The organism is Pseudomonas sp. P4795 (genome assembly GCF_048822895.1).
GTDB lineage: Bacteria > Pseudomonadota > Gammaproteobacteria > Pseudomonadales > Pseudomonadaceae > Aquipseudomonas.
This window is the reverse complement of record NZ_JBMFBT010000002.1, coordinates 309,955-322,728: the sequence shown is the minus strand read 5'-3', so window position 1 is coordinate 322,728 and position 12,774 is coordinate 309,955. Positions and strand designations below refer to the sequence as shown.

The following is a 12,774-nucleotide window of genomic DNA, read 5'->3' as shown; positions in this document are numbered from 1 at the left end:
ATCAGGAGAAACTTGCATGAGTCTGCAAGGTAAAGTTGCACTGGTCACCGGCGCAAGCCGTGGCATCGGCCAGGCTATCGCACTGGAACTGGGTCGTCAGGGCGCCATCGTCGTCGGTACTGCGACCTCCGCCAAGGGTGCCGAGGCCATCGCCGCCACGCTGAAAGAGCATGGCATTCAAGGCACCGGTCTGGAACTCAACGTTACCAGCGATGAATCGGTCACCTCGGTACTGGCGAGCATCCAGGAGCAGTTCGGCGCCCCGGCGATTTTGGTCAACAATGCCGGCATCACCCGCGATAATTTGCTGATGCGCATGAAAGATGACGAATGGCATGATGTCATCGATACCAACCTGAACAGTCTGTTTCGCTTGTCCAAGGGCGTTTTGCGCGGCATGACCAAAGCGCGTTGGGGCCGAATCATCAGTATTGGTTCTGTTGTGGGTGCCATGGGCAACGCAGGCCAAGTAAACTATGCAGCCGCCAAGGCCGGTCTGGAAGGTTTCAGTCGGGCCATGGCGCGTGAAGTCGGTTCGCGTTCGATTACGGTCAACTCGGTGACCCCAGGGTTCATCGATACCGATATGACCCGCGAGCTGCCGGAAGCACAGCGTGAAGCCTTGCAGACGCAGATTCCGCTGGGCCGTCTGGGACAAGCTCAAGAGATCGCGTCCGTGGTCGCTTTTCTTGCATCCGACGGTGCGGCATACGTGACCGGGGCTACAATCCCGGTAAACGGCGGGATGTACATGTAAGTAAAATGTGACGGATTGCTTCAAAAAAATGTCATACGAGCTGTCTAAAATCCGTTATAAAGCTGCAATCTATTTATAGGCAGAGGGTCGTCGGGTTTGAGGAGTGAAGCTTTCAGTTGAAAAACTGAAATGGCTTTCTATACACTTACCCACTGGCCAGCTGCCTGAATTTGTCCATTAGGAGTGAAAACAAGGTATGAGCACCATCGAAGAGCGCGTCAAGAAAATCGTTGCCGAGCAACTGGGCGTTAAAGAAGAAGAAGTGGTCAACACTGCTTCCTTCGTTGAAGACCTGGGTGCCGACTCCCTTGACACCGTTGAGCTGGTGATGGCTCTGGAAGAGGAATTCGAGACCGAAATCCCTGACGAAGAAGCTGAGAAGATCACTACTGTACAAGCTGCAATCGATTACGTTACAAACCACCAGGCTTAATAGCTTGTAATCGTTGCTTGCTGTCATGGAAAAACCGCACTGCCATCACGGCGTGCGGTTTTTTCTTTAGGTCTGATGCAAAGTCGTCATTTGAAAAAGGAGAGTGCTGTGTCGCGTAGACGCGTCGTAGTCACCGGTATGGGTATGTTGTCGCCACTGGGCACGGATGTGCCGAGCAGCTGGCAGGGCATTCTGGCTGGCCGCAGTGGCATTGGTCTGATCGAACACACCGACCTTTCTGCCTATTCCACCCGTTTTGGCGGCTCGGTAAAGGGCTTCAATGTCGAGGAATACCTGTCGGTCAAGGAAGCGCGCAAGCTCGACCTGTTCATTCAGTACGGTCTGGCAGCAGGCTTTCAAGCCGTGCGCAACTCCGGTCTGGAAGTCACCGACGCCAACCGTGAACGCATTGGCGTGGCCATGGGTTCGGGTATCGGCGGTCTGACCAACATCGAAGAAACCAGCCGTATACTGCACGAGACTGGCCCGCGCCGGATTTCTCCGTTCTTTGTGCCCGGTTCGATCATCAATATGATTTCCGGGTTCCTGTCCATCCACTTGGGTGCCCAGGGGCCTAATTACGCCATCGCCACGGCGTGTACTACCGGTACGCACTGCATCGGCATGGCGGCACGCAACATCATGTACGACGAAGCCGACGTGATGATTGCCGGCGGCGCCGAAATGGCCGCCTGCGGTCTGGGCATGGGTGGCTTCGGCGCCTCGCGTGCACTGTCGACGCGCAATGATGAACCGACCCGCGCCAGCCGTCCTTGGGACAAGGGTCGCGACGGTTTCGTGCTGTCCGACGGCGCCGGCGCTCTTGTGCTCGAAGAGCTCGAACACGCCAAGGCGCGCGGCGCGACCATCTACGCCGAGCTGATCGGTTTCGGCACCAGTGGCGATGCGTTCCACATGACCTCGCCACCCGCCGACGGCGCCGGTGCTGCACGCTGCATCACCAATGCGCTGCGCGACGCGAAGATCAACGTCGACCAAGTGCAATACATCAACGCCCACGGCACTTCGACCCCGGCCGGCGACCTCGCTGAAGCCAATGCGATCAAATCGGTATTCGGTGAGCACGCCTACAAAATGGCGGTCAGCTCCACCAAGTCCATGACCGGTCACCTGTTGGGTGCGGCCGGCGCGGTCGAGGCTATCTTCAGTGTGCTGGCGATCAACAGCCAAGTGGCACCGCCGACCATCAACCTCGATGAGCCGGACGAAGGCTGCGACCTCGACTTCGTGCCGCACACTGCGCGCAACATGGACATCGATGTCGTGCTGTCCAACTCGTTCGGGTTTGGCGGCACCAATGGCACCTTGGCGTTCCGTCGGTTCGCCGGCTGATGGATTGCTGGGTCGACGGTCAACCGGCTGACGCACTGTCGCTGAAAGATCGCGGCCTGGCTTACGGTGATGGTCTGTTCGAGACCATCGCCGTGCGTGGCGGCCAGCCGTTGTTGCTGGATCGCCACCTGACGCGTCTGGTCGATGGCTGCGCGCGTCTGGCCATCGCTGCCGATATCGAGTTGATTCGCAGCGAACTGCACAGCTATTCCACTGCCATGGGCGAGGGTGTGCTCAAACTCATCCTCACCCGTGGCGACGGTTTGCGCGGTTATGCGCCAGATCCTGCGGCGCCCGGCCGACGCATTCTGCAAGGCAATCCACCTGCTGCTTATCCTGTCGCCCATGGTGAGCAGGGCGTGCGACTGTTTCCGTGCCTAACGCGCTTGTCCCATCAACCGTTGCTGGCCGGGCTCAAGCACCTCAATCGTCTGGAGCAGGTACTGGCCCGGGCTGAATGGTCGGACAGCGAACACGCCGAAGGCTTGATGCTCGACCAGTCCGGTCGCGTGATCGAGGGCGTGTACAGCAATCTGTTCATGGTGCGCGACGGTGTGTTGATCACCGCCGATCTGACGCGCTGCGGTGTGGCCGGCGTGATGCGCGCCGAAATATTGTTTCAGGCCGAGTCACTCGGCATCCCCACGCAAATCACTGATATCCGCCTGGAGCAGCTGCAATCGGCCGATGAAGTGTTTGTCTGCAACAGTGTGTATGGCGTCTGGCCGGTATATGCCTACGCTGCACTGAGCTGGCCGGTTGGCCCGCTCACCCGTAAACTGCAAACCATTGCCTGCGCGCTACTGGATGCTTGATTCGTGAGACGTAAATTATTGCTGCTGCTGGAAACCGGACTGGTTCTGGCAGGGCTGCTGTTGGGCGCCAGCGCCTGGAAGATCCATTCGGCGTTGGAACAGCCGCTGAACATCACGCAGGAAGAACTGCTGGATGTGCCTAAGGGGTCAACTCCGACCCGAACTTTTATAGGACTCGAAACCGATGGCGTGATCAAGGACGCTTTCTGGCTGCGAGTCTATTGGCGCTTCAATCTTGCCGGCACACCCATTCACAGCGGCGAATACCGCATGCAACCGGGCATGACCGTCAATGGTATGATCGACTCCTGGAAATGTGGAGATGTGGTTCAGTACAGCCTGACATTGGTCGAGGGCTGGAATTTCCATCAAGTGCGCGCCGCGTTGGCCAAGGATGACAAGATCGAACAGACCCTCAACGGTCTGAGCGATAGCGAGGTGATGGAGAAGATCGGCCATCGCGGATTGTTTCCTGAAGGGCGTTTCTTCCCGGATACCTATCGTTTCGTGCGCGGCGTGTCCGATGCCGAGCTGCTGAAGAAATCCTTCGAGCGTCTTGATGAAGTGCTGGCCAAGGAGTGGGAGAAACGCTCCGCCGACGCGCCTTACAAGGAGCCTTATCAAGCGCTGATCATGGCCTCGCTGGTGGAGAAGGAAACCGGCGTGCCGCAAGAGCGCGGCGAGATTGCCGGCGTGTTCGTTCGGCGCATGGCCCTTGGCATGCAGTTGCAGACCGATCCGACCGTGATCTACGGCTTGGGTGATCGCTACACCGGCAAGCTGACCCGCGCGCATCTGAAGGAGCCGACCGCCTACAACACCTATGTGATTCCGGGCCTGCCACCGACGCCGATTGCCATGGTCGGCCGTGAGGCGATCCATGCCGCGTTGAATCCGGTGGGTGGGACTAGCCTGTATTTCGTCGCCCGTGGTGATGGCAGTCATGTGTTCTCCGATGATCTGGATGCGCACAATGCGGCGGTGCGTGAGTTCCAGCTCAAGCGCCGCGCGGATTATCGTTCCAGCCCGGCGCCGGCCTCGGATACAGCTCCGGCTGCGCAGGATCCGATTCCGGCCACACCGCCGGATACTGCGCCAGAGCAACCCGCACCGGAACCCGAAGCTGCCGCTCCGCAAAACGCGCAATGACTTTGATTAAGGACTGCCTGTGACTGGCTTGTTTATTACCCTGGAAGGCCCGGAAGGCGCCGGCAAGAGCACCAATCGCGAATACCTCGCCGAGCGCCTGCGCGCCGCCGGGATCGAAGTGCTGCTGACCCGCGAGCCGGGTGGCACGCCGCTGGCCGAACGCATTCGCGAAGTGTTGCTGGCGCCGGTCGACGAAGTGATGAACCCGGACGCCGAGCTGTTGCTGGTGTTCGCCGCGCGCGCTCAGCATCTGGCCGAGGTGATTCGCCCGGCGCTGGCGCGTGGCGCAGTGGTGTTGTGCGATCGCTTCACTGATTCGACCTATGCTTATCAGGGTGGCGGTCGTGGGTTGTCGCTGGAACGCATCGCCGCGCTGGAAACTTTCGTCCAGGGCGATCTGCGCCCGCATCTGACGCTGATTTTCGATCTGCCGGTGGAAATCGGTCTGGCCCGTGCCAGTGCCCGTGGTCGTCTGGATCGCTTTGAACTGGAAGGTCGTGAGTTTTTCGAAGCGGTGCGGGGCGCGTTTCTCCAGCGTGCCGCGGCCGATCCCGCACGTTATGTGACGCTGGATGCCGGACAACCGCTGGTGCAGGTCCAGCAAGCGCTGGACGCTTTGCTGCCGCGTCTGCTGGAGCTGGCTCGTGGCTGAGGCCTATCCATGGCAGGACAGCCTCTGGCAGCAACTCGCCGGACGTAGCCAGCACGCGCACGCCTATTTGCTGCACGGGCCGGGCGGTATCGGCAAGCGCGCGTTGGCCGAACGGCTGATGGCTAACTTGCTGTGTCAGCGCCAGGTGGCGCTGGAAGCCTGTGGGGAATGCAAATCCTGCATGCTGCTCAAGGCTGGCAGCCACCCGGACAATTACATTCTGGAGCCGGAAGAAGCCGACAAGGCAATCAAGGTCGATCAGGTGCGCGATCTGGTCAGTTTCGTGGTGCAGACCGCGCAAATGGGCGGGCGCAAGGTGGTGCTGATCGAGCCGGTCGAGTCGATGAATATCAACGCCGCCAACGCCTTGCTCAAAAGTCTTGAAGAGCCATCGGGCGATACCGTGCTGTTGCTGGTAAGTCACCAGCCGAGCCGCTTGCTTCCGACCATCAAGAGCCGCTGTGTGCAGCAGGCCTGTCCGCTCCCGGGCGAGGCCATGAGTCTGCAATGGCTGGCACAGGCGCTGCCGGAATGTTCGGCAGACGAACGTGTCGAACTGCTGACGCTGGCCGCCGGTTCGCCGCTGGCAGCGGTCAAACTGCACGGCCAGGGCGTACGCGAGCAGCGCGCGCAGGTCGTCGAAGGCGTGAAGAAGTTGCTCAAGCAGCAGCAGTCGCCGACGCAACTGGCCGAGGAGTGGAAAAACATTCCGATGCTGCGCTTGTTCGATTGGTTCTGCGACTGGTCGAGCCTGATCCTGCGATATCAGTTGACCCAGGATGAGGCCGGCCTCGGTCTGACCGACATGCGCAAGGTCGTGCAGTACCTGGCGCAGAAAAGCGCGCAGGGCAAAGTCCTTGAAATTCAGGACTGGATTCTCGCCCAGCGGCAGAAAGTTTTGAGCAAGGCCAACCTCAATCCGGTGTTGCTGCTGGAAGCGCTGTTGGTGCAATGGGTGGGGTTGCCTGCCCAAAGATAGCCGTGTGTGCCTAGACTCTGAACATCAGCAGTGGAGGTCAACATGAATGAACTCGTCAGCCCGGGGCCGCGCAACGGCATTTTGTCCCTGACCATCAAGGACAAATCGGTGCTTTACGCAGCGTACATGCCATTCATCAAGAACGGCGGCTTGTTCATCCCGACCAACAAGAGCTACAAGTTGGGCGATGAGGTGTTCATGCTGCTCAATCTGATGGACGAGGCCGAGAAAATTCCGGTGGCCGGCAAAGTCGCCTGGATCACCCCCAAAGGCGCCCAAGGCAATCGCGCGGCCGGTGTCGGCGTGCAGTTCAACGACGGCGACAACACTGCGCGCAGTCGCATCGAAACCCATCTGGCCGGAGCGCTGAAGTCCGACCGTCCCACTCATACCATGTAAGTTGCCGTATTTTTATGCTCGTAGATTCCCATTGCCACCTTGATCGCCTCGACCTTGCCGCCCACGACGGTTCGCTGGATGCCGCGCTGGATGCGGCCCGAGCACGCGGAGTCGGGCACTTTCTGTGCATCGGCGTGAGTGCCGACAACGCTGCCGACGTCAAAGCCCTCGCCGAACGTTATGACGATGTCGATTGTTCGGTCGGCGTGCATCCGCTGGACGTCCAGCCGGGTGCCGCGCCTGCGCTGGATTGGCTGTTGGATGAGTTAAATCACCCGAAAGTCGTGGCGATTGGCGAGACCGGTCTCGACTATCACTACGAACCGGAAGCCGCCGAGTTGCAGCAGGAGTCGTTTCGCCTGCACTTGCAAGCCGCGCAGCAGACCGGCAAACCGGTGATCATCCACACCCGTGGTGCGCGCGCCGACACTCTGCAACTGTTGCGCGAAGCTGCGTTGCCCCAGGCCGGTGTGCTGCATTGCTTCACCGAAGACTGGGACATGGCCAAGGCTGCGCTGGACATGGGGTATTACATTTCCCTGTCCGGCATCGTCACCTTCCGCAATGCCGATGCGCTGCGCGATGTGGCGAGCAAGGTCCCGGCGGATCGCCTGCTGGTGGAAACCGATTCGCCTTACCTGGCGCCGATTCCTTATCGCGGCAAACCGAACCTGCCGCAGTACGTACGCGAAGTGGCAGAGTTTCTGGCGATGCTGCGCGGCGAATCCTACGAGCGCTTTGCCGAGCAGACCACTGCCAACTTCAAGCGGCTGTTTCCGTTGGCCCATGTAAAAGCCTGAATCGCAGGCAAAAAAAACCCGGGTTCTGGGGGGGGAATCCGGGTTAAGACCATTAGGAGTAAAACAAAGGCACGCGGTCCCTTGGTACCTTTATCGGCGCGACACTTGGGGGAGATGCCGCCCGACATTTGAAGTATTGATCACTCTGGCGCCTAGTCCAGTTGGCCGGCGGGGGTTTTTAAACATATTTGGAATACGTTCGCTTCGGTTGAGTTCTCATTCACCGCAAAACGTTCTCGAAATGAACAAGAAACACAGATATGGTCGGATGATCCGTGCATTTTGGCGCAAGTTAGGCATAATACGCGGCTTCGAATTTTGACCCTTCAGACCTTTTTCTTATGCACAAAGAACCTCGTAAGGTCCGTGAGTTTCGTCGCCGCGAGCAAGAAATTCTCGATACCGCGCTCAAGCTGTTCCTCGACCAGGGTGAAGACAGCGTCACCGTCGAGATGATTGCTGATGCCGTGGGTATCGGCAAAGGCACGATCTACAAGCACTTCAAATCCAAGGCCGAGATCTATCTGCGGCTGATGCTCGATTACGAGCGCGATTTGAACGAGCTGCTGCACTCGGCCGATGTCGACAAGGACAAGGAAGCGCTGTCCCGCGCTTACTTCGAATTCCGCATGCGCGACCCGCAGCGTTATCGCCTGTTCGACCGTCTGGAAGAAAAAGTGGTCAAGGGTAATCAGGTGCCGGAAATGGTCGAGGAGCTGCACAAGATCCGTGCCTCGAACTTTGAACGCCTGACCCTGCTGATCAAGGGCCGCATCAGCGAAGGCAAGCTCGAAGACGTGCCGCCCTATTTCCACTATTGCGCGTCCTGGGCGCTGGTGCACGGCGCGGTGGCGCTGTATCACTCGCCGTTCTGGAGCAATGTGCTGGAAGATCAGGAAGGTTTCTTCCAGTTCCTGATGGATATCGGCGTGCGCATGGGCAACAAGCGCAAGCGCGACCCGGAAACCCCGAGCAACTGAATCATTCAGCCGGCTGATTGCGCCATGTTTTCGCTACATGGCGCAGTACCGCAGGAATATACTCAGGCATAGGGCTTGCGAAAACTTGAATTCTGAGTCAAGTTTTAGCGGCTCGATTCCCTTCCGCCGGAGTGCTTCATGATCGTTGACCGTCAAGGCAGGCGTTTTCGCAATTTGCGGATCAGTCTGACCTCAGCCTGCAATTACGCTTGTACCTACTGCGTGCCCAACGGCAAGCGGCTGGTGGCTGCGCAGGATGAACTGTCGGCCGAGGCCATGGCGCGCGGCGTGGCCTATCTGATCGAAGCCGCTGGCATTGATCGCCTGCGCATCACCGGCGGCGAGCCGCTGGTCAGTCCCAAACTCGAAACCTTCATGACCGCCGTCGGGCAAATGGGCCTGGAAGACATCAGTCTGACCACCAACGGCCAATTGCTCGCGAAAAAACTTCCGTTGCTGGTGGGTGCCGGTCTGCGCCGGATCAACGTTTCCCTCGATACCCTGGATGCCGGCGCGTTCCGCAGCATCGCCCGTGGCGGTGATCTGGCGACTGTGCTGGATGGCATGGACCAGGCTGCAGCGGCCGGGCTGAAGATCAAGGTCAACATGGTGCCGTTGCGCGGGCAGAACCTCGATCAGGTGATGCCGTTGCTCGAGTACTGCCTTGAGCGCGGTTACGAGTTGCGCTTCATCGAGTTGATGCGCATGGGCCACTTGGCCAGCGATTCCAATGCGTTCCTGCAACAGTTCGTCAGCCTCCAGCAATTGCTCAGCCTGATCGGCGAGCGCTACGAGTATGCGCAAGCCGATGCGCCGGTGGATGCCACGGCGGTGCGTTATGCGATCCCGGGTGTCGGCCATTTTGGCGTGATCGCGAATGAGAGCGTGCCGTTCTGCCGAACGTGCTCACGACTGCGTCTGTCTTCGACCGGCTGGTTGCATGGCTGTCTGTCGTCGAGCAATCGTCACTATGTCGGCGATCTGCTCGACAAGCCGCGCCATCAGGCGTTGCCAGCCTTGCAGCGGTTGCTGGTCAAGGCGTTGGGCGACAAGCAGGAAGTGGCGTTCTCGGGCGGCGCGACTGTCATGAAAATCATCGGCGGCTGAACTTGCCCAATCGCTAGCCTGCTAGCGATTGCGATCTATAAAGACACGACTTGTTCGAGCTGGCGCGGAAGCTGCATCCAACGCCCATTCGCCGGTTTTCCGTCACCGGCCTCTGGAGGATTAGGATGCGTAGTCTGGTTTTGCTGCTGGCCGTTTTGGCACTTGGCGGCTGCATGACTGTCAGTGATATGGCCGAAGGTACCCGCTACCAGATGAGCGACGCCGGTCTGCTCGATCATAGCGATAGCCGCCGCGTGAACAATTTCCGCATTCAGGCGGATTCGTTCATCTACATCGCTCAAGGTGCGTTCGCGCCGCCGGGTGGTTCCTACCCGCGGCCTAACGTGGTCGCCGAAGAAGCCTTCAAAGGCTTTGTCGAATACTTCCCTATGGTGCGTCGCGCGCGTGCGCCGGAAGGTCTCGACCAAGCGATGGGCGAAGCTCGTGATGCTGGCGCGCACTATCTGCTGTACACGCGTTTCGCCAAGGCTGACGATCGTATCGGCAACTCCGATGAGTGGCTCGATCAAGAGGCGGTGGATCGTCTCGGTATCGATGGCGGCGTGATTCAAATCATGTTGATCGAGACCAGCACCCAGTATTTGATCGATACTGCACGGATCAAGAGTCGTGGCGGTTTACTGACGTTCCACGACAGCAAGCCGGAAGACCTGATCGGCCCGCCTCTGGCGCAATACGCGCGTAGTCTGCTGGGTATCGGCAACCAATAAATCAAGGAGAACGCCATGAGTGGCCCGCAAAAAGCCAATGACCTGCTGGGACAGATTCCCAAGACCAAAGGCTTGCCGCCGGTGCACTTGTGGAACCCGGACTTCTGCGGCGACATCGACATGCGCATCGCCCGCGACGGCACCTGGTATTACCTCGGCACGCCGATCGGGCGCAAGCCGATGGTCAAGCTGTTCTCCACCATCATCCGCCGCGATGGCGATGACTATTTCCTGATTACTCCGGTCGAGAAGGTCGGGATCAAGGTCGACGATGCGCCATTCGTGGCGGTTACCGTCGAGGTGGAAGGCGAGGGCGAGGCGCAGCTGTTGCGCTTCACCACCAACGTCGATGAAACCACCGAGGCCGGTGCGGAGCATCCGATCCGTGTCGAAATCGATCCGACCACTCAAGAGCCTGCCCCCTACGTGCATGTGCGCACCAACCTCGAAGCGCTGATCCACCGCAACGTGTTCTACCAGTTGGTGGAACTGGCGGTCAGTCGCGATATCGACGGCCAGCGCTGGCTCGGCGTGTGGAGCGGCGGTGAGTTTTTCCCTATCGGTCTTGAGCCGTAAACGCAAAAATCCAATTTGACTCTCAATCGTATGATGATTAGCGTGGGCAACCATTGCATACGGCTTTGAGGTGTCCATGTCCAACAGCTTTCACGCTTCGACCGTCGACTGGCTCGGCGCCTGGATTGCTGCGGGCCAGGTGAAGCCTGGGCAGGCGATCAAGGTCGAGGCGGATCTGGGCGAACAGCTCGGCGTCAGCCGCACGGTGATTCGCGAAGCAATCAAAACCCTCGTTGCCAAAGGCATGCTTGAAGTCGGGCCGAAGGTCGGCACACGTGTGCTGCCGATCAAGCGCTGGAACCTGTTCGACCCGCAAGTGGTGGGCTGGTTGTCACGCAGCGGTCTGCCGGAAAATTTCGTCGATGACCTGCTCGACCTGCGCCGCACCATCGAACCGATGGCGGTGCGCTGGGCCTGCGAGCGCGCCACTGCCGAACAGGTCCAAGCCGTGCAGCAAGCCTATAACGCGCTGGAGCGGGCGGTGGACAGCGGCGTTGATTACAACCGCGCCGACCAGTTCTTCCACGAATGCATTCTTGCCGCCAGCCACAACCAATTCATCGAGCAAATGGTCCCGGCCCTCGGTGCGCTGCTGGCGGTGTCCTTCGAAGTCTCCGCCGCCGACCCCGACGAATTGCGCCGCACCCTGCCAATCCACAAAGACATGGCCGACGCCATTGCCGCCCGTGATGCCGCGCGTGGCGTGTGGGCGTGCATGACCCTGATCGACAACGCCGCCCTGGCGATCAAACGCTTCTACCCGCAGGTCATGGCCGACAAAAAAGCCAGCTGACCCGGCACAAACAACAAGAGAGGACATTGCATGACGTGGACTGCCGTTACCCAGCACCGGGCGCAACTCGGTGAAGGCCCGTTCTGGGACGCGCCGACTCAGGCGCTGTACTGGGTGGATATCGCCGGCCAGCAAGCGCTACGCTTGATCGGTCAGAACGTGCAGATCTGGCAGATGCCCGAACACGTTTCGGCGTTCATTCCCTGCGCCAGCGGCGATGCGCTGGTCACGCTGAGCAGCGGCGTGTATCGCCTCGATCTCGACTCGCCTGGCCTCGAACCACAGCTGACACTGTTCTGCGTCGCCGACCCACAACCCGGCAACCGTGCCAACGAGGCGCGCTGCGATCCGCTAGGTCGACTGTGGCTGGGCACCATGCAAAACAACATCGGCGATGACGGCGAAGATCTGCCGATCATCCGCCGCTCCGGTGGTCTGTTCCGCATTGATCCGGACGCGCGCGTCACGCCGTTGCTGCGCAATCTGGGCATCCCCAATACGCTGCTGTGGAGCGACGACGGCACCACGCTGTTGTTCGGTGACAGCCTCGACAGCACGCTATACCGCTACTTCATCCACACGGATGGCAATCTTGATACCCCCGCGATCTGGTATGGCCCCGATCAGCACGGCGGCCCGGATGGCTCGGCGATCGACGCCGAAGGTTTTGTGTGGAACGCGCGTTGGGACGGAAGTTGCCTGCTACGCCTGACGCCGGATGGCCAAGTGGAGCGCAAGATCGATTTGCCGGTCAGCCGTCCAACCAGTTGTGTTTTCGGTGGCGAAGACCTGAAAACCCTGTACATCACCAGTGCAAAAAGTCCGCACAACCATCCATTGGACGGCGCAGTGCTGTCGATGCGGGTCGATGTTGCAGGAAAACTCTGTACGCGCTTTGCAGGTTGAATCCCAAAATATGGGATGGAAAATTATATATTGAGATTATTTGGTGGTCGGGTTTATAGTCGGCTCCAGCAGTAACACGCACTCACACTTAAAAAGAACAAAACAGGTGAAGTGATGCAGCAGATCTTCAACGCACTCCGTAGCGGAGCCAGCGTTCCATGCCAGTGCCGTGCCGCGTTTGCCTCGCTTGTCGCGTGGCATGTTTGTCTGTTCCTTCGCAAAATCCCTGAAACCGGACATCGGCAGATGCCCGGTTTTTGTCGTTCTCTGGACTGAAACAAAGCGGTTTCCGGCGCAAAAATCCGCCTGAAATCCAATCATCATACGATATGACTATTGTCCTG

16 protein-coding genes are annotated in these 12,774 nt (G+C 59.3%); 15 read left to right on the top strand and 1 reads right to left on the bottom strand.

Annotation, left to right across the window (positions count from 1 at the left end; all coding sequences use genetic code 11):
• The first annotated feature begins 16 nt into the window (after nucleotides 1-16).
• The 15 genes from fabG (at nucleotide 17) to ACOI8A_RS05885 (ending at nucleotide 12,430) form a co-directional block, all read left to right on the top strand.
• Complete coding sequence (fabG, locus tag ACOI8A_RS05955) at nucleotides 17-757, top strand: 3-oxoacyl-ACP reductase FabG (RefSeq protein ID WP_420646521.1); 741 nt, start codon at nucleotides 17-19, stop codon at nucleotides 755-757.
• Between the two features lie 196 nt (nucleotides 758-953).
• A complete protein-coding gene (acpP, locus tag ACOI8A_RS05950; RefSeq protein WP_003442511.1) occupies nucleotides 954-1,190 on the top strand; it encodes an acyl carrier protein in 237 nt (78 codons plus the stop codon).
• 108 nt (nucleotides 1,191-1,298) lie between these two features.
• Nucleotides 1,299-2,543, top strand: coding sequence for a beta-ketoacyl-ACP synthase II (gene fabF, locus ACOI8A_RS05945; protein WP_420646522.1), 1,245 nt, complete (start codon nucleotides 1,299-1,301; stop codon nucleotides 2,541-2,543).
• Nucleotides 2,543-3,358 (top strand): aminodeoxychorismate lyase, encoded by an 816-nt coding sequence (gene pabC, locus ACOI8A_RS05940; protein ID WP_420646523.1) that lies wholly within the window; start codon nucleotides 2,543-2,545, stop codon nucleotides 3,356-3,358. Before fabF ends, pabC begins: the two co-directional genes overlap by 1 nt.
• A 3-nt stretch (nucleotides 3,359-3,361) precedes the next feature.
• On the top strand, nucleotides 3,362-4,507 hold the full coding sequence (gene mltG / locus ACOI8A_RS05935) for an endolytic transglycosylase MltG (RefSeq protein WP_420646524.1): 1,146 nt from the start codon (nucleotides 3,362-3,364) through the stop codon (nucleotides 4,505-4,507).
• Nucleotides 4,508-4,526: 19 nt separating this feature from the next.
• Entirely contained in the window at nucleotides 4,527-5,159 is a 633-nt protein-coding gene (tmk, locus tag ACOI8A_RS05930; protein ID WP_420646525.1) for a dTMP kinase, read from the top strand.
• A complete protein-coding gene (locus tag ACOI8A_RS05925) occupies nucleotides 5,152-6,138 on the top strand; it encodes a DNA polymerase III subunit delta' (protein WP_420646526.1) in 987 nt (328 codons plus the stop codon). The genes tmk and ACOI8A_RS05925 overlap by 8 nt, the downstream gene beginning before the upstream one ends.
• 42 nt (nucleotides 6,139-6,180) lie before the next feature.
• Nucleotides 6,181-6,537: a PilZ domain-containing protein gene (locus tag ACOI8A_RS05920; RefSeq protein ID WP_420651193.1), complete on the top strand. Its 357-nt coding sequence runs from the start codon at nucleotides 6,181-6,183 to the stop codon at nucleotides 6,535-6,537.
• Nucleotides 6,538-6,551: 14 nt separating this feature from the next.
• Entirely contained in the window at nucleotides 6,552-7,337 is a 786-nt protein-coding gene (locus ACOI8A_RS05915) for a TatD family hydrolase (RefSeq protein ID WP_420651192.1), read from the top strand.
• A gap of 341 nt (nucleotides 7,338-7,678) precedes the next feature.
• Nucleotides 7,679-8,317 (top strand): TetR/AcrR family transcriptional regulator, encoded by a 639-nt coding sequence (locus ACOI8A_RS05910; protein ID WP_150706531.1) that lies wholly within the window; start codon nucleotides 7,679-7,681, stop codon nucleotides 8,315-8,317.
• Between the two features lie 138 nt (nucleotides 8,318-8,455).
• Nucleotides 8,456-9,424, top strand: a complete 969-nt coding sequence (locus tag ACOI8A_RS05905) for a GTP 3',8-cyclase MoaA (RefSeq protein WP_420646529.1) — start codon at nucleotides 8,456-8,458, stop codon at nucleotides 9,422-9,424.
• 125 nt (nucleotides 9,425-9,549) lie between these two features.
• Entirely contained in the window at nucleotides 9,550-10,155 is a 606-nt protein-coding gene (locus ACOI8A_RS05900) for a DUF4823 domain-containing protein (protein ID WP_420646530.1), read from the top strand.
• 15 nt (nucleotides 10,156-10,170) lie between these two features.
• Complete coding sequence (locus ACOI8A_RS05895; RefSeq protein ID WP_420646531.1) at nucleotides 10,171-10,731, top strand: DUF1285 domain-containing protein; 561 nt, start codon at nucleotides 10,171-10,173, stop codon at nucleotides 10,729-10,731.
• Nucleotides 10,732-10,807: 76 nt separating this feature from the next.
• The gene (locus ACOI8A_RS05890; protein ID WP_420646532.1) at nucleotides 10,808-11,524 is read left to right on the top strand and encodes a FadR/GntR family transcriptional regulator; all 717 of its coding nucleotides are present in this window, start codon (nucleotides 10,808-10,810) and stop codon (nucleotides 11,522-11,524) included.
• 30 nt (nucleotides 11,525-11,554) lie between these two features.
• On the top strand, nucleotides 11,555-12,430 hold the full coding sequence (locus ACOI8A_RS05885) for an SMP-30/gluconolactonase/LRE family protein (protein WP_420646533.1): 876 nt from the start codon (nucleotides 11,555-11,557) through the stop codon (nucleotides 12,428-12,430).
• 36 nt (nucleotides 12,431-12,466) lie between these two features.
• On the opposite strand, the gene ACOI8A_RS05880 is transcribed toward ACOI8A_RS05885, so the two are convergent.
• Nucleotides 12,467-12,754, bottom strand: coding sequence for a hypothetical protein (locus ACOI8A_RS05880; protein ID WP_420646534.1), 288 nt, complete (start codon nucleotides 12,752-12,754; stop codon nucleotides 12,467-12,469).
• Nucleotides 12,755-12,774 lie beyond the last annotated feature (20 nt).

Excerpts from the sequence above, each read along its gene's own strand:
- ACOI8A_RS05905 (WP_420646529.1), top strand. The coding sequence starts at position 8,456 with ATGATCGTTGACCGTCAAGGCAGGCGTTTTCGCAATTTGCGGATCAGT.
- ACOI8A_RS05915 (WP_420651192.1), top strand. The coding sequence starts at position 6,552 with ATGCTCGTAGATTCCCATTGCCACCTTGATCGCCTCGACCTTGCCGCC.
- ACOI8A_RS05885 (WP_420646533.1), top strand. The coding sequence starts at position 11,555 with ATGACGTGGACTGCCGTTACCCAGCACCGGGCGCAACTCGGTGAAGGC.
- acpP (WP_003442511.1), top strand. The coding sequence starts at position 954 with ATGAGCACCATCGAAGAGCGCGTCAAGAAAATCGTTGCCGAGCAACTG.
- ACOI8A_RS05880 (WP_420646534.1), bottom strand. The coding sequence starts at position 12,754 with ATGATGATTGGATTTCAGGCGGATTTTTGCGCCGGAAACCGCTTTGTT.
- ACOI8A_RS05890 (WP_420646532.1), top strand. The coding sequence starts at position 10,808 with ATGTCCAACAGCTTTCACGCTTCGACCGTCGACTGGCTCGGCGCCTGG.
- fabG (WP_420646521.1), top strand. The coding sequence starts at position 17 with ATGAGTCTGCAAGGTAAAGTTGCACTGGTCACCGGCGCAAGCCGTGGC.
- ACOI8A_RS05900 (WP_420646530.1), top strand. The coding sequence starts at position 9,550 with ATGCGTAGTCTGGTTTTGCTGCTGGCCGTTTTGGCACTTGGCGGCTGC.
- ACOI8A_RS05895 (WP_420646531.1), top strand. The coding sequence starts at position 10,171 with ATGAGTGGCCCGCAAAAAGCCAATGACCTGCTGGGACAGATTCCCAAG.
- ACOI8A_RS05920 (WP_420651193.1), top strand. The coding sequence starts at position 6,181 with ATGAATGAACTCGTCAGCCCGGGGCCGCGCAACGGCATTTTGTCCCTG.
- pabC (WP_420646523.1), top strand. The coding sequence starts at position 2,543 with ATGGATTGCTGGGTCGACGGTCAACCGGCTGACGCACTGTCGCTGAAA.
- ACOI8A_RS05910 (WP_150706531.1), top strand. The coding sequence starts at position 7,679 with ATGCACAAAGAACCTCGTAAGGTCCGTGAGTTTCGTCGCCGCGAGCAA.